The organism is Paenibacillus lemnae (assembly GCF_012933385.1).
GTDB classification, from domain to species: domain Bacteria; phylum Bacillota; class Bacilli; order Paenibacillales; family Paenibacillaceae; genus Paenibacillus_AQ; species Paenibacillus_AQ lemnae.
This window is the reverse complement of the sequence record NZ_JABBPN010000005.1, coordinates 61880-76765: the sequence shown is the minus strand read 5'-3', so window position 1 is coordinate 76765 and position 14886 is coordinate 61880. Positions and strand designations below refer to the sequence as shown.

At 49.5% G+C, this 14886-nt stretch carries 13 protein-coding genes and 1 riboswitch; of the genes, 3 read left to right on the top strand and 10 right to left on the bottom strand.

The genetic code is table 11. The features are described from left to right. Positions 1-2: 2 nt before the first annotated feature. The 3 genes from sdhB to HII30_RS07710 are packed head-to-tail and all read right to left on the bottom strand — an operon-like array spanning position 3 to position 3211. Positions 3-767: a succinate dehydrogenase iron-sulfur subunit gene (gene sdhB, locus HII30_RS07720; protein ID WP_169504437.1), complete on the bottom strand. Its 765-nt coding sequence runs from the start codon at positions 765-767 to the stop codon at positions 3-5. A gap of 15 nt (positions 768-782) precedes the next feature. Continuing rightward, positions 783-2525, bottom strand: a complete 1743-nt coding sequence (sdhA, locus tag HII30_RS07715) for a succinate dehydrogenase flavoprotein subunit (RefSeq protein ID WP_169504436.1) — start codon at positions 2523-2525, stop codon at positions 783-785. Positions 2526-2542: 17 nt separating this feature from the next. Next, complete coding sequence (locus HII30_RS07710; protein WP_169504584.1) at positions 2543-3211, bottom strand: succinate dehydrogenase cytochrome b558 subunit; 669 nt, start codon at positions 3209-3211, stop codon at positions 2543-2545. A 179-nt stretch (positions 3212-3390) separates the two neighbouring features. Here HII30_RS07710 and HII30_RS07705 point away from each other — a divergent pair, with 179 nt between their 5' ends. Further along, positions 3391-4320 carry a LysR family transcriptional regulator gene (locus HII30_RS07705; protein WP_169504435.1) on the top strand — a complete coding sequence of 310 codons (930 nt, stop codon included), beginning with the start codon at positions 3391-3393 and terminating at the stop codon, positions 4318-4320. Positions 4321-4407: 87 nt separating this feature from the next. Here the strand turns inward: HII30_RS07705 and HII30_RS07700 are convergent, their stop codons facing one another. Both HII30_RS07700 and HII30_RS07695 read right to left on the bottom strand, forming a co-directional pair. Then, positions 4408-5073: a potassium channel family protein gene (locus HII30_RS07700; RefSeq protein ID WP_169504434.1), complete on the bottom strand. Its 666-nt coding sequence runs from the start codon at positions 5071-5073 to the stop codon at positions 4408-4410. 14 nt (positions 5074-5087) lie between these two features. After that, positions 5088-6416, bottom strand: a complete 1329-nt coding sequence (locus HII30_RS07695; protein ID WP_169504583.1) for a TrkH family potassium uptake protein — start codon at positions 6414-6416, stop codon at positions 5088-5090. Between the two features lie 84 nt (positions 6417-6500). Continuing rightward, positions 6501-6642, bottom strand: a riboswitch (cyclic di-AMP (ydaO/yuaA leader). 266 nt (positions 6643-6908) lie between these two features. Between HII30_RS07695 and HII30_RS07690 the strand changes: the two genes are divergently transcribed. Further along, complete coding sequence (locus HII30_RS07690) at positions 6909-8573, top strand: CPBP family intramembrane glutamic endopeptidase (protein WP_169504433.1); 1665 nt, start codon at positions 6909-6911, stop codon at positions 8571-8573. Positions 8574-8751: 178 nt separating this feature from the next. Here the strand turns inward: HII30_RS07690 and uvrC are convergent, their stop codons facing one another. Beyond that, entirely contained in the window at positions 8752-10806 is a 2055-nt protein-coding gene (gene uvrC, locus HII30_RS07685; RefSeq protein ID WP_169504432.1) for an excinuclease ABC subunit UvrC, read from the bottom strand. A 126-nt stretch (positions 10807-10932) separates the two neighbouring features. Continuing rightward, positions 10933-11250 carry a thioredoxin gene (gene trxA, locus HII30_RS07680; RefSeq protein WP_169504431.1) on the bottom strand — a complete coding sequence of 106 codons (318 nt, stop codon included), beginning with the start codon at positions 11248-11250 and terminating at the stop codon, positions 10933-10935. A 224-nt stretch (positions 11251-11474) separates the two neighbouring features. On the opposite strand from trxA, the gene HII30_RS07675 reads away from it, so the two are divergent. Further along, on the top strand, positions 11475-11630 hold the full coding sequence (locus HII30_RS07675; RefSeq protein ID WP_169504430.1) for a YqzM family protein: 156 nt from the start codon (positions 11475-11477) through the stop codon (positions 11628-11630). 98 nt (positions 11631-11728) lie between these two features. Here HII30_RS07675 and dnaI read toward each other — a convergent pair whose 3' ends face one another. The 3 genes from dnaI to HII30_RS07660 form a co-directional block, all read right to left on the bottom strand. Then, positions 11729-12676 (bottom strand): primosomal protein DnaI, encoded by a 948-nt coding sequence (gene dnaI / locus HII30_RS07670; protein WP_169504429.1) that lies wholly within the window; start codon positions 12674-12676, stop codon positions 11729-11731. A 33-nt stretch (positions 12677-12709) separates the two neighbouring features. Next, positions 12710-14212 carry a replication initiation and membrane attachment family protein gene (locus HII30_RS07665; RefSeq protein ID WP_169504428.1) on the bottom strand — a complete coding sequence of 501 codons (1503 nt, stop codon included), beginning with the start codon at positions 14210-14212 and terminating at the stop codon, positions 12710-12712. 134 nt (positions 14213-14346) lie between these two features. Further along, complete coding sequence (locus tag HII30_RS07660) at positions 14347-14646, bottom strand: YuiB family protein (RefSeq protein WP_169504427.1); 300 nt, start codon at positions 14644-14646, stop codon at positions 14347-14349. Positions 14647-14886 lie beyond the last annotated feature (240 nt).

Below are 14886 nucleotides of genomic sequence, written 5' to 3'. Positions count from 1 at the left end.
GTTTATACGCCCAGCCACCGTTTGAATAGATGCTTGGTCGTATCTTTATTCAATTCTGCAATGGAAGTCGTCAAAGGAATGCCTTTAGGGCAGGAGCGTACACAGTTCTGCGAGTTACCGCAGCCTTCAATCCCGCCGTCCTCCATGAGTGTTTCCAATCGATCTTCTTTATTCATCTCGCCTGTAGGATGGGCGTTGAAAAGCCGAACCTGGGAGAGGGCAGCCGGACCGATAAAGTCGGTCTTTTCATTCACGTTCGGGCAAGCCTCCAGGCAGACGCCGCAGGTCATACATTTGGAGAGCTCATACGCCCACTGCCGTCTTTTCTCCGGCATACGCGGTCCTGGACCCAAATCGTAAGTACCGTCGATCGGTATCCATGCTTTGACTTTCTTCAGCGCATTGAACATCCGGGTACGGTCGATCACGAGATCGCGTACAACCGGGAAAGTCTTCATCGGTTCAATCTTGATCGGCTGCTCCAGCTTGTCGACCAGAGCGGCACAGGCCTGGCGCGGCTTGCCGTTGATCACCATGGAGCAGGCTCCGCAGACTTCCTCCAGGCAGTTGGCTTCCCAGCATACCGGAGCGGTCGTTTGGCCTTGAGCATTATTCGGATTACGCTGAATTTCCATCAGCGCACTAATGACATTCATGCCGGGACGGTAGGGAACTTCGAAATCCTCTGTATAGGATTTCGACTCCGGGCTGTCCTGACGAGTGATAATAAACTTGACGTTTTTCGAGGACGCAGTTGTTTCAGCCATGTCAAATCCCCCTTCTTACTTATCTTTTGAATAGTCGCGGATACGCGGCGTAATCAAGGATACGTCAACCTCTTCGTACGAGATTTGAGGTCCATCCGGTGTCCATGCGGCTTTCGTGGTTTTCAGGTATTTCTCGTCATTCCGTTCAGGGAATTCCGGTTTGTAATGCGCACCACGGCTTTCATCCCGAAGCAGCGCGCCAAGTGTCATCGCTTCTGCGAGCTCCAGCATGTTCCACAGCTGACGTGTAAAGGCAGCGCCCTGGTTGTTCCAGCGGGAAGTATCCGTCATATTGATGTTGGCATAGCGCTGCTTCAGTTCCTTGATCTTGCTGATCGTGGCTTCAAGCTTGTCATTGTAGCGAACAACCGTCATATTGTTGGTCATCCATTCTCCAAGCTCTTTATGAATCACATAGGCGTTCTCGGTGCCCTGCATGTTGATGAGACCGTCGAACTTGGCTTGCTGCTCTTGTACAGCACGGTCAAATACGCTGGATGAAATGTCTTCAGAAGACTTCTTGAGTCCCTTCACGTATTCGATCGCCTTCGGACCTGCTACCATACCGCCGTAAATCGCCGACACTAGAGAATTCGCTCCAAGACGATTCGCGCCATGGTATTGGTATTCACATTCCCCGGCTGCAAACAGCCCCGGAATATTCGTCATTTGATTATAATCGACCCACATGCCGCCCATTGAATAATGAACTGCCGGGAAAATCTTCATTGGAATCTTACGCGGATCATCACCCATAAACTTCTCATAGATTTCGATAATGCCGCCAAGCTTCACATCCAGCTCTTTTGGATCTTTGTGTGACAGGTCAAGATAAACCATATTCTCACCGTTAACACCAAGGCCCATATCCACACATACGTGGAAAATCTCACGTGTTGCAATATCACGAGGAACGAGATTGCCGTATGCCGGGTATTTCTCTTCCAGGAAGTACCAAGGCTTACCGTCTTTATAGGTCCAGATCCGTCCGCCTTCACCACGCGCGGATTCGGACATCAAGCGCAGCTTGTCATCCCCTGGAATCGCCGTCGGGTGAATTTGAATAAATTCGCCATTGGCATAGTGTACGCCCTGCTGGTAAACGGCACTGGCCGCCGTACCGGTGTTGATGACCGAGTTCGTCGTTTTACCGAAGATAATGCCAGGGCCTCCAGTTGCCAGGATGACTGCATCTCCGCGGAAAGCACGAAGCTCCATGCTGCGCAGGTCCTGTGCATTGATACCGCAGCATACGCCGTTATCATCGATAACTGCATTCAGGAACTCCCAGTTTTCATACTTGGTGACGAGACCCGCGGTTTCCCAGCGGCGAACCTGCTCATCCAAAGCGTACAGCAGCTGCTGTCCTGTTGTTGCTCCAGCATAAGCCGTACGATGATGCTTGGTACCGCCGAAACGGCGGAAATCCAGCAGTCCCTCTGGTGTACGGTTAAACATAACACCCATACGGTCCATCAGATGGATGATGCCTGGAGCGGCATCGCACATCGCCTTTACTGGTGGCTGATTCGCCAGGAAGTCGCCCCCGTAAACAGAATCATCAAAATGCTCCCAGGGAGAGTCGCCTTCCCCTTTAGTATTTACTGCCCCGTTGATGCCGCCCTGTGCACAGACAGAGTGGGATCGTTTAACGGGAACCAGCGAGAATAAATGAACATGGGCTCCTGCTTCCGCTGCCTTGATTGTCGCCATCAAGCCAGCCAGGCCGCCGCCCACAACAATAATGTTAGATGCCATTCTTTATGTCACTCCCCTTAACTTAAAACTGTTTGAATTACTTCGCCGATAGCGGAAACTTCTTGGAACTCGGATCCGCGGAATGCAGTCAGTGCCATAATAAACATCACACTCATAATGACGAATAACCCCATGCAGATATAGGAGGATATCCGCTGTGCTCTTGGTCCTACGGTAATGCCCCAGCTCACCATGAAAGCCCACAGGCCGTTCGTAAAGTGGAAGGAAGCAGAGATGATACCGATCACATAAAGTGCGAAGATCAACGGGTTGGTCACCATTTCATGCATAACTCCGCCCAGCTGCTCGTGTGTTATCTGACCAATCGCCACCTGAAAGCGGGTATCATACATATGCCAGATCACGAATACAAACGTGAGAACACCGGTAATCCGCTGCAATGTGAAACGGATATTGCGGGAATAATTATAATGGCCTACATTGTTCTTGGCCTGATATGCGATGTACAAACCGTAGACGCCGTGATACAGCAGCGGCAGCCAGATCAGAAACAGCTCCAGGAAAAATACCAGCGGCATGCTGTTCAGGAAGTTGACCGCACTGTCAAATCCTTCTTTGCCTCTCTCGAAAGCTTGATAGTTTGTCAGCAAATGCTCGACGAAGAAAGCTCCGAGCGGGATAATGCCGAGCAAGGAATGCAGCTTTCTGGAATAATACCCATTCATCAGTGGACGTTCCCCTTTCAATGTGTGTAGCGTTTTCATGAATTCTATCACTGTGAACATCATGTGTCACATTTCATGTTACTCTTTTTTTTCTTATAATGGAATTGCAATATAATTATTAATCGTTATAATATACACGCATAACGTACTTTTTACTATTATATAAGGAAGTGAATAGATTGTTCGACGAATTGGACGTGTTCTCCATTGTCGTAGAACAGGGCAGCCTGAATAAAGCTTCCAAGCTGCTTAATCTGTCTCAGCCTGCCTTGTCACGCAAAATTTCCAAACTTGAAGACGAGCTGGGTGTCCAGCTGTTCAATCGCCGCGGCAAACGGCTGGAACTGACCTCCATTGGCCAGCTTGCTTATACTTACGCATTGGAGCAGCGTCAAAATCAACAGCGTTTCATGCAGACGCTTGCCCATTATCGGGAAGGTGAACAAATCACCATTACCCTGGGGGCAAGTTTGACGACACTGCAGACCACACTGCCGCCGCTGGTCAATGCCTTTATGGAGCGCCATCCATCTGCCGAAATCAAGCTCATCACCGGCAAAACCCATGAAATCGTATCTTCTGTCCGTGACAAACGGGTCGATGTGGGTATTGTGGCGTCTTCTATTAACCAGCAGGGACTGAACTGTATTCCGCTGTTTGATGATCACCTGGAGCTGGTACTGCCTGAGGGTCACCCGCTAGCTGAAGCCGCCGAAGTAGGGATGCAGCATCTGCAGGGACTGCCGATGATCATCTTTTCCACAGGTACCTGGTACCGTAAACTGACCGATGATCTCTTTCACCGCTGGGGGATCATGCCGGATATCCGGATGGAAATCGATTCATTTGAAGCAATTGTCCGTCTGCTGCCCACATGCAAGGCTGCGGCTCTGCTGCCCAAATCGTATTTGAGGCCCCAGCTGCTGAAAGACAACGGGCTTGCGGACATTCATATCCCCGCCCTGATCGAAACCCGCAGAACGACCAGCCTCATTTACGGTGACGCTTCCGAGCTCAGCAGTGCAGCCAGCCGCTGGATTGCCGAGACCGAGGCACTGTTTCGTAAACTGGAAGAAGAACGGCGGTTGAAGAATACGAAGAGCCACTGATCTTGTCCAACCCCCGGCTAACAAGAATACATGATCAAGCGGCCTTACTCACGCGCAAATGTGAAGGCCGCTTTCTCACGTGTGATATCAAGTATTGACGACTTCTCCTTCAAAACGGTCAATGTTCTCCTTGCTGCCAATGACCACCATGATATCCCCAGCACTGACAACATCCATTGCTGTAGGCGCGACAATAATCCCTTTGCGCTGATTCAGTGCCACAATACTTACGCCATACCGTGTCCGTGTGTTCAGCTCACTCAATGTTTTGCCATTCATACAATCAGTTACCGTCATCTCTACCAGAAGATAATCTTTGGACAGCTCCATATAATCCAGCAGATTCGGTGTCACCAGCTGATGGGCCACCCGGATTCCCATATCTCGTTCAGGAAATATAACCCGATCTACCCCCAGCTTCTCCAGCGCCCTTCCGTGCAGTACGGAAATCGCTTTGGCAACTACGGTGGCGACGCCCAGCTCCTTCAACTGAATAGCTGTCAGAATACTGGTCTGAATATCATCCCCGATCGCTACAATCCCGCAATCGAAATTACGAATTCCAAGTGATTTGAGGACCTCCTCGTCCGTTGCATCCGCAACTACCGTGTGTGTCAGAAGATCGCTCATATCCTCTACCACTTCCTCATCCCGGTCGATGCCGAGCACCTCGTAGCCAAGGTCCATCAGCTCCAGCGCGAGGCTGGAGCCAAAGCGTCCCAGGCCGATCACCGCAAACTGCTTTGGTTTCATACATTTCTATCCCCTTATCCTATAATCATTTTACCTTCCGGATGGCGGTACAGCTCTTTTCCTTTCTTTGGACCCAATGCAAATACCAGCGTCAGGAGACCCACACGCCCCGCAAACATCGTCACACAGATAAGCAGCTTTCCAAAAAGCGACAGTTCCGTCGTCAGCCCCATAGATAATCCTACCGTTGAGAACGCGGACGTCGTCTCGAATAGTATGGTCAAGAAGCTGGCATCTTCAGTGGTAGAAAGAATCATCGAGACGGTGACGATCAGCAGAAGGGCCAGCAGTGAAATCGTAAGTGCCTTGAATATGCGTTCCTGGGCCAGACGATAACGAAAGAGAACAATATCATCGCGTCCGCGAATCATTGCGATGACCGCACCAATCATGATCGTAAAGGTCGTCGTCTTGATACCGCCTGCCGTGGAGCCTGGTGAAGCCCCGATAAACATCAGGATGATGATGAAAAACTGTGAGGCCTGCCGGAGATCCGGAATATTCAGTGTATTGGCACCTGCCGTTCTTGGGGTCACCGACTGAAAGAAAGACCCCCATACTTTGCCTCCCCATCCCAGAGAGCCCAGTGTCTTGGTATTGGTAAACTCGAATATAAAAATTACGACCGCACCAATTAGGATCAATGTGCCCGACATGGAGAGAACAACTTTGGAATGCAGAGACAGCTTTAATTTTTTTTTGAAATCCACCAGCTCTGACATAACAACAAAGCCAATGCCGCCGGCGATGATCAAAAACATACTAACAATATTCACTAATGGATCATTTACATACTGGGTCAAGCTCTTAAAGCCGCCGAACAAGTCAAATCCAGCATTGTTAAACAGACTTATGGCATGAAAAACCCCATAGTAAACGGCCCTTCCAAAAGGCATATCAAACGCCCAACGGATCGAGAAGAGAATAACAGCCGCACCTTCAATGATCAAAGAGTAAAAGAGCACTCTGCGGATCAGGCGTACGATCCCTTCAATCGAAGACTGGTTCATGGACTCCTGCAGCAGCAGCCGGTCCTTTAGGGAAATGCGCCGCTTCAGGACCAGGGCGAACAAGGTTGCCATCGTCATGAATCCGAGACCGCCGATCTGCATCAATAGCATGATAACCACCTCTCCAAATGTGCTGAAGAAGGTTTCCGTATCCACGACGACAAGCCCTGTTACACACGTGGCGGAAGTGGCTGTAAATAAAGCATTCATAAATCCCAAAGACTCGCCAGTTTCGCTCGCAATGGGGAGCATGAGCAGAATGGTCCCTATGAGGATTATACTGCCGAAGCCGGTCACCAGAACCTGCGGCGGCGACAGATGGAACCATTTCATTTTTTTTATCAACGTTCTCACCCCACTACAAAGTCGCAAATAAAAAAGACACTGGAAATCCAATGCCTTTAAAAAACAAGCCTAGGTCCCTGTGCACACAGCCTGCGAGGTTAGCTGACGGATTCGGGCATATCACAGGCTGCCCTATTCGCTGACTTGCTTTGCGAAATTCACCCCAATTACATGGTTCCCCCGTTTTCAATTCGAAATTCGGCTGGTATATTCAATTCATATGATGTGTTGACATGAAGTGATTATAACGCAAGGGCCGTGAAATCCCAAAGCCATTTTTAATTGAATTCCTTTAAAAAAGCAGCAAATAGAGCATATTCATGAATAATAGCATATGATTTTCTGAGGTTTTCGTAAGTTTTCCCGCTTTTTCAGCTTCTTTTTCATTTCTCAAAGAAGGGATAACCCCTACCCCTGTTTCATAATATGTTATATTGGCTTTAGGTCCTGTCCACAATATAGATACGAAGGAGGTAAGACATGAACCGTTCAGGGACCCCGCTTGTCCTGAAGCCTGATTTTAAGCCCTTGATCACTATGGCGCTCATCGGATGTTTTCTGTTTCTGATTCTGCAGGTCATTCCCGGGATTAATTCCGAGGCTTCCAATCCTAACCTCATCAGCAAGACAGAGGCAGCTGAAGCGGCGGAACGCTTCGTCAACGAGCAGATCTCGTTTACACCAGACCGTACCCAGAGTCCCGTCGTTAGCTACCAGACGCGATCCGGTCTCTATGGATATTTGACGAAGGAAAGTCAGCTGGAGCAGTACAACAAGCAGTATAAAGATAAATACCCCTATGACGTATATCGGGTCCGTTTTGAACAGCCGGATGGAACGGCATTGAATATCGATGTGCACATGCAGACAGGGGCGATCTCGGGTTTCATTTACGATTTGAAGGACTCCAGCTATAAAGGAGCGCTTCTTCAGGGAGAGCGAGTACGGCAGCAGATGCTGCTTGCGATCGAAGGCGATATGACGCTAACGCAGAAACAGACACTTGCGGAGCCATGGGTGGTGCGGGCTGGCTATAATCCGTCCAAGCTTACACTGGTTACGCAGGAAGGAGACCCCGGGCTCATTTATAGAGATCCGTCAGCTTCCGTTGGCGATGCCGTATTAGAATTGAAATTTACATATGAGAACAATCAGCTCAGATCGTACGAACCCGGTTTCTCTGTTCCGGCAGCCCATACCCAATATGTAGAGCGGCAGACACTTCAGGCGACGCTCCTCACATTTCTCGGATACGGCCTGCTGACCCTGGTCCTGGGGAAACTCTCGATTGTATACAGTGTAAAGACACGGGCACACACTTCCTTTAAACGAGGAATCTTTCTGGCCATCCTGGTGTTCATCATTCAAATGCTGAATGTGTATAACCTGATGCCGCTGTATGAATCCGAGGGAATGTCGTCTTCCATGATCCGTGGCGTGATGCTCTTCTACGGCGGTTACTCGCTGATCTTCTCCGCCCTGGTATATTTTGCATTAGTAGGGGGCAGCGGCCTGTGGCAAAAAGAGAACAGTCTTAACCCATGGCCCCGAAGCAAAGAACCGGGTTATGGACGCTACGTCCTGCAGAGCATGAAGCTCGGATATTTGTGGGCTTTCATCCTGATGGGTGTGCAGTCAATCATCTTTGTGGTGCTCGGCCTGACGCTGAACACCTGGTCCACCACCGATGCGGAGCAGTCTCCGTACAACATGCTGTATCCTTTTCTATTTCCGTTAATGGCCTGGCTGGCCGGTATTATGGAGGAAGCTGTATTTCGAATGTTCGGAATCAAGATGCTCAAAAAAATATTCCGCAGCACATTTGCTGCCAGCCTGATCTCCTCCATCATCTGGGCTTTGGGTCATACGCTGTATCCAATTTACCCGATCATCTCAAGGCCCATTGAGCTGGTTGTGATCGGCCTGCTGTTCAGCTTTATATTTCTGCGATACGGGTACTTGGCTGTCATGTTTGCACATGTCGTGTTTAACAGCATTCTGATGGGCTTCAGCCTGGCCATGATGAGCGGAACGGCCAACCTGCTGACAGGCATCTTTTATATGCTGCTTCCCGCCATTGTGGGACTGGTCATCTTCAAATATCATCAGCCGAAACAGAAAAGCTTTGGCGGCAGCACCGTCTAGCGCCTCTCCAGAATCACTTGTCACCTCCGCTACAGAAGGGTTTTATCTTCAGTTCAGTCTATATAATTAACAAACAAGGCTCTGCCGCGCCGCGAAGCGTGATGCAGAGCCTTGTTTATTTGTCTCACATATAGTTTCCACTGCCGTGCCATCCAATAAAAAGTTAAGCGACAGACTCTTAAACTTCACTTACGGTATCATTAAGGGCCTTTAAGATTTCACGGGCAAGCTTGTCGCCGATGGACAATGGCCGGAAATCCTCGATACTGGCTTCCTTGATTTTCTTGATGGAGCCAAAATGCTTCAGCAGCAGCTTGCGCCGTTTCTCTCCGATGCCGGGGATTCCGTCCAGTTTGGAGGTCACCATGGATTTCCCCCGCTGATCGCGGTGAAAGGTAATTGCAAACCGGTGCACCTCGTCCTGGATGCGCTGCAGCAAGTAAAACTCCTGGCTGTCGCGGGGCAGCGCCACCGGCTCCGGCGGGTCGCCGACCATCAGCTGTGCTGTTTTATGCTTGGCATCCTTCACGAGACCGCAGACCGGAATGAACAACCCCAGCTCGTTCTCCAGAATATCCACAGCTGCGGATATCTGGCCTTTACCGCCGTCGACGACAATCAGGTCCGGCATCGGCAGGTTCTCCTTCAGCACCCGTTCATAGCGGCGCCTGATCACTTCCCGCATGGTCTCATAATCATCCGGCCCTTCGACAGACCGAACCTTGTATTTCCGGTATTCCTTTCGGGCCGGCTTGCCGTCGATAAATACGACCATCGCCGATACCGGATTGGACCCCTGAATGTTGGAGTTATCAAAGGCTTCGATCCGGTCCAGCTTCTCCAAACCGATCAATTCCCCCAGATTCGCCGCTGCCACCGTCGTACGCTCTTCGTCTCGTTCAATAAGGCGGAATTTCTCATCCAGTGCAACCTTCGCATTCTGGGAAGCCATGCCGACCATCTGACGCTTCTTGCCGCGCTGCGGGACAAGCACTTTTACGCCGATCCACTCCTGCAGTGCAGAAGCCGCTCCTGCCGGATCCACGGCCCCGGTAAGATCCGGTTTAAAGTCAGCCTTGGTACTGGCTGATTCATCTGAGTTATCCAGGCTGTCTTCTGATTCATCCAAAAGGTCTGAAGGGGCATCTGTATCTTCATTGTTCACGACAAGGTCGGCGTCATGTTCCGCGTTTCGTCCCGGTTCATGCTCAGCTTCAGCTGCCGCAGCCGGTGTCCCGGTTTGAGCAAGGTCATCCGCTTCTTCCGGAACAGGCAGAAGAATTTCCTGCGGAAGCGCAGGATTGTCACTGTAATACTGGGCAACGAACGACAGAAAGTCGCTGTAGGCTTCCCCGTAATACGGAAATGCCGATGCGTTGCGCTGAACCATTTTCCCCTGCCGCATATAAAAGATCTGCACACACATCCAGCCTTTATCGACCCAGTAACCGAACACGTCCCGATCCCGGGTATCGGCCGTCGTGATCTTCTGCTTCTCCATAATGGCATCGATATGCATGATCTGATCCCGCAGCTCTTTGGCGCGCTCGAAATAGAGTTCCTCTGCGGCTTCTTCCATTTTGCGCTGAAGTTCTTTTTTGACCTCTTCATGACCGCCGCTCAGAAAAGCACGGATCTCATTCGTAATATCCTCGTAGGCCTGCTTGGGAATCTCTTTCACACAAGGAGCCATACATTGTCCCATATGATAGTACAGACAGACATCCTTCGGCATCACATCACACTTCCGCAGCGGATACATGCGATCAAGCAGTTTTTTCGTCTCATGGGCCGCATAGGCGTTCGGATAAGGTCCGAAATATTTAGCTTTATCTTTAAGCACCTTCCGTGTCACTTTTAGACGGGGGTGCGGTTCATAGGTTATTTTGAGATATGGATAGGTTTTATCGTCTTTGAGCAGGACATTATAACGCGGCTGGTGCGCTTTAATCAGGTTACATTCCAGAATGAGCGCTTCCATATTGCTTGCGGTTACAATGTATTCAAAGTCACGGATCTCCGAAACCAAACGCTGGGTCTTACCATCATGGCTCCCGGTAAAATAGGAACGCACGCGGTTTTTCAAAACCTTCGCTTTGCCCACATATATAATGGTGCCCTCACCGTTTTTCATCAGGTAACATCCCGACAGATCAGGCAGCAATGCCAGCTTGTTGCGAATCTTCTCCATGGCTTTCTCCTGTTCCTGAAGCTTACGCGCAAAATCTTCCATCCTTCTCCTCCTCTCCAAGGGGGAAATATGGGATCACACCATGTTCATCCTTCATCCACACAAAACGCCTCCGGCAGAAAAAACCGAAGGCGCTGTATGATTACACTTCATCCTTGCTAAAGATGCTTACTGATGCTTAGCAATGATGCCTTTCAAGGCTTCTTTGGAGTTGAGTCCTACGACTTTATCGACAGGCTGGCCGTCTTTAAAGAAGATCATGGTAGGAATACTCATTACGCCAAAACGCGATGCAGACTCAGGATTCTCATCCACGTTTACCTTCGCAATTTTCACATCATCACCGAGGTCCTGGGACAATTCATCCAGAATCGGAGCAAGCATTTTACAAGGACCGCACCAAGGCGCCCAAAAATCAACTACAACCGTTCCTTGACCTTCCACTTCACTTGCAAAGGTTTGATCGGATACATTGACGATAGCCATGAATATCTCCTCCTTACAGGGATCTCACAATAAAATGGTGCCTAGACTATTATGTCTAAGCTGACCACTATAGTATACCACACCATTGAGTCGATTGCGAAACATGTACACGCACCCGGCTGTTTCTCTATTCTTTACAAATGAACAATGCATTGAGTATACTACTAGTAACAACTGGATGATCGGTCTACACCCATCATCCGGCAGTTTGAGGAGGCAGCACCATGGATGTAAACGTGCACGCAGTAGATCCTCGGGAACATGTGAATGAAGAACCGCGCAATGACTTTTTCGACCTGATGCTTGGATTCGGTGGCATGTTTATTTTCATGTTCATCGTATTCTTCGCTATGGTTATTGTGAAGTTCATCTTCAGTTAATGTCTCCATAAGGTCTCACACGAAAAAAGAGGGGGTACCCTGTCAAGATCCTGGATCTTGCGGGATACCCCTCTTTTTATCTGGATTGTCCTATTGCTCTATCCCCGCTGATTCTCTCCAAACAGCTGCACTACATCGACGAATGGCGAAATCCGGTTCATTAGACGCTGTCCTTTGTGAGCCTCTTCCCCATCCTTGCTCGTAAAGCTCAAATGCTTCTCAAGGCCATCCAGCCGATAGTTGGACGTATAAAATGTCGGCTTGCGGTTCATTCTGAAGTTCAATATGGAGCCGAGCACATGGTCCCGAACCCAGGGATTCAGATTTTCCGCTCCAATATCATCAAAAATGAGCAGGTCGCAGTGCTTCATCGTTTCTACCGTTTCCTTCAGCTTGCTGTTATCCTGCATCATGGATTTCAAATCTTCCATGAACTCCGGCATATACACGATGACTCCGGTAAACCCCTGCTTCGCCAGCTCATGCAGCAGATAACACATCAAAAAAGTCTTTCCTGTCCCAAACGATCCTGTCAGGAACAAACCCTTCGGAGACAATCCGTTCTCTCTCGTATCGCGGATATACCTGAATACTTGATGGACTGCAGGAGCACGAAGGCGATCCTTGGACATGATCTCAACCTCATTGTACCCTTCCTCCAGCGCACGTTCATCCACATAAAAGCTGCGGATCCGCTTACGGATCTGGTCCTCATTGGTCTTCGAGATCTGCAGGGAGCACGGTGCCTTTCGTTCATAAATCTCCGGCGAACCGTTCACGATCTGAACATCCAGCTTGCTGTAGTGTCCCTGAAAATCATTCGGACAACGCTCAAGCCCCGGGCAGTGCTCACAGTTATTGTGATCCCCGACATACTGATACACCCTGCTCAAGTTGGTGCGGAGCACCTGTTCAGTCAGCTCCGGATGCTGCTCTTTCAGGCTTCGGACCAGCGGATGTTCCAGCAGCTCCTTGGCAATTTCATCAGACTTGCGGCGGAAGGCCGGACTCTTCATGCTGTCCAGCAGTTCTCCCAGAGATTCCATGACTGTCCCCTCCTTTCTCTTCATGCAGATACTCTATCCCTTTTTCTTGCTGGTCTGCATTTCGGCAGCCAGCTTCATCATCTCTTCGTATTCCTCTTCTGTCACCGTCTCTCCTGATGCGGAGGTGGACACGACCGGAATGTCCGGCTTGCCTTTCCCTCCGTTGACGTATGTACGCGTGCGCGAAGCGGCTTGCGCCTGTTTGCCCTTGCTCTTGGCCTGGTCGCGAATATACTGGACGGCTTTCTCATAGCTGTTGACCTGCTTCAGCAGCATGTTGGAGGCGATCGCCTCGACAAAATTGCGGTTGATGCGCTGTTCACCGCCTGCGGCGATGAGAGACATCAAGTAATGAATCAATACGTTTATGACTTCGCCCGGCAGCTTGTAGCTGAGGTCGATTTTTTCAAACATATCCATAAAATGAACAGGCACCGAGCCCGGAAAAAACGTCTGCAGCAATCGGGTATACGGTTCATTGCGGAGCATCATATTATATTGGTGAATATCACACTTGGACTGAAACTGAATCGGCACTTCTACATAGTACTCCATCTGAACAGCATGTTCTTCAGCAGGCTCGCCGGAGTCAGCACTGAGCTCCTGATGCAGGGCTACCACCTTGCCTGCGGTTACCTGCCGCTTCTCCTGCAGCTTCATGCCTTGACGAAAATGCAGGCTCGCCCTGTGCTGAAGATCATCAAGCATCACGTCTCCCGTACTGGAGAAGATGCCATCCTCATCCAGAAGGCGGCAGATATCCTGCACGTTCAGCTCGTATTTGCGGACAACATAGTTCACGATGCCCATCTGCTCATGATCATACCGCAGCCGCTCCACAAACACCCTGTTTTTGGATTCGCGGGGAAACCGGAGAATAATATCGGCATAATTCAGGCCCTCGGCCTGCTGAATCACTGGAACCGCCTGCTTCCTGGGAGTTTCTACCTCGGTCAGCGCCTGTTCCAGCTCGTAATCGATGACATGTGTATTCAGTTCAAAAATATCATAAAAAGGGACAGAGATATTCTCTTTATTTAAAGAAACACCGCTCCATTCCTGAGGCTCCTTGCTCCACAGCTGCTCACGAAGCGCCAATACCGTGAACTTGCCAACCTTGTCGCGCAGCAGCAGTGTCAGATGCTGTGTATTAAAAAACTCAGATGGCGACAGCGGCGGCTGCATCTCATATTCGTAAATATAATCATCCGTTTCAGGCACATAAAGCCGGCTGGTTTGCAGCAGTCCCACCGCTTCAAGCTTGGACGTTTGTTCGATTAAATATCGCCGTCCTTTTTCGCTGGGCTCAAGTCCCAAGGTCAGAAACAGCCTTCGCTGCTGCTCGATATTAGAGTAGCCTACCTTTTCCACAGGCACATGTGTGCCCAAAAGGCGATACAGACTGACGGCAAACGCGCCAACCATAGGCTGATATATGGAACTGAGCATTTTGTCATCCAAACCACTCAGGCAGAAGTCGCGATATACGCAGTAACGGTGGTTTTCAGTAAAATGCAAGAAATTAGTCATGCGCATGGTGTCAGCTCCTTCCCAGTCATTCAAGCAGCATCTGCTCAAAATAGACTGCCTCTATTCTATCATAAAAACGAAAATAAAAACGACCCTCCCCTTCGGGTGAGCCGCCGATGCCACAGTATGGCACAAGATCCCTAGAACATTTTGAACCCCTTGATCCGCAGAACATGAATCGCCCAGCCGCTTAAAAAAGCTCCGCCTAAACCAGCCACACCGGTTAAATAATCGACCAGCTGGAATGAACCTATATGGGCAAGAAGTGTTGTATCCTCCGGACTCCACAAGCTGTACACCACCAGGGGAAGAACAACGATCACGAATAAATAACAGGGAAACCAGGTCGTTTTCATCAGCATGTTCAGGATAAAGCCTATACCGAACATCATGACGAAAAACAATATCATCAGTACCAAAACCGGAATTAATTCAAGCATTGCAGCCCTTCACCTCTTCTTCTTCGCCGCCCTGTGTTCCTATTATATATCATGCTTCATTAGTAGAAACTAGGACGGACTAGTAGATAGTTTACTAAAAATAATGTCGTATATCAACGAATTTTCCGTGAATAGATTGTGTCAGCGTTTGCCCTTCCGCCTCCCGTTCGATACAATGTAAAGAGGTATGCCAAGCGGACAAGTCGATGTGTCTGCCTGCTTGGATGCGTGGATATGGAA

Bases quoted from the DNA above. Each gene is read 5' to 3' on its own strand.
- HII30_RS07665 (WP_169504428.1), bottom strand. From the start codon at position 14,212: ATGCGCATGACTAATTTCTTGCATTTTACTGAAAACCACCGTTACTGC.
- HII30_RS07660 (WP_169504427.1), bottom strand. From the start codon at position 14,646: ATGCTTGAATTAATTCCGGTTTTGGTACTGATGATATTGTTTTTCGTC.
- sdhB (WP_169504437.1), bottom strand. From the start codon at position 767: ATGGCTGAAACAACTGCGTCCTCGAAAAACGTCAAGTTTATTATCACT.
- dnaI (WP_169504429.1), bottom strand. From the start codon at position 12,676: ATGGAATCTCTGGGAGAACTGCTGGACAGCATGAAGAGTCCGGCCTTC.
- HII30_RS07675 (WP_169504430.1), top strand. From the start codon at position 11,475: ATGGATGTAAACGTGCACGCAGTAGATCCTCGGGAACATGTGAATGAA.
- trxA (WP_169504431.1), bottom strand. From the start codon at position 11,250: ATGGCTATCGTCAATGTATCCGATCAAACCTTTGCAAGTGAAGTGGAA.
- HII30_RS07710 (WP_169504584.1), bottom strand. From the start codon at position 3,211: ATGAATGGGTATTATTCCAGAAAGCTGCATTCCTTGCTCGGCATTATC.
- HII30_RS07700 (WP_169504434.1), bottom strand. From the start codon at position 5,073: ATGAAACCAAAGCAGTTTGCGGTGATCGGCCTGGGACGCTTTGGCTCC.
- uvrC (WP_169504432.1), bottom strand. From the start codon at position 10,806: ATGGAAGATTTTGCGCGTAAGCTTCAGGAACAGGAGAAAGCCATGGAG.
- HII30_RS07690 (WP_169504433.1), top strand. From the start codon at position 6,909: ATGAACCGTTCAGGGACCCCGCTTGTCCTGAAGCCTGATTTTAAGCCC.
- HII30_RS07695 (WP_169504583.1), bottom strand. From the start codon at position 6,416: ATGAAATGGTTCCATCTGTCGCCGCCGCAGGTTCTGGTGACCGGCTTC.
- sdhA (WP_169504436.1), bottom strand. From the start codon at position 2,525: ATGGCATCTAACATTATTGTTGTGGGCGGCGGCCTGGCTGGCTTGATG.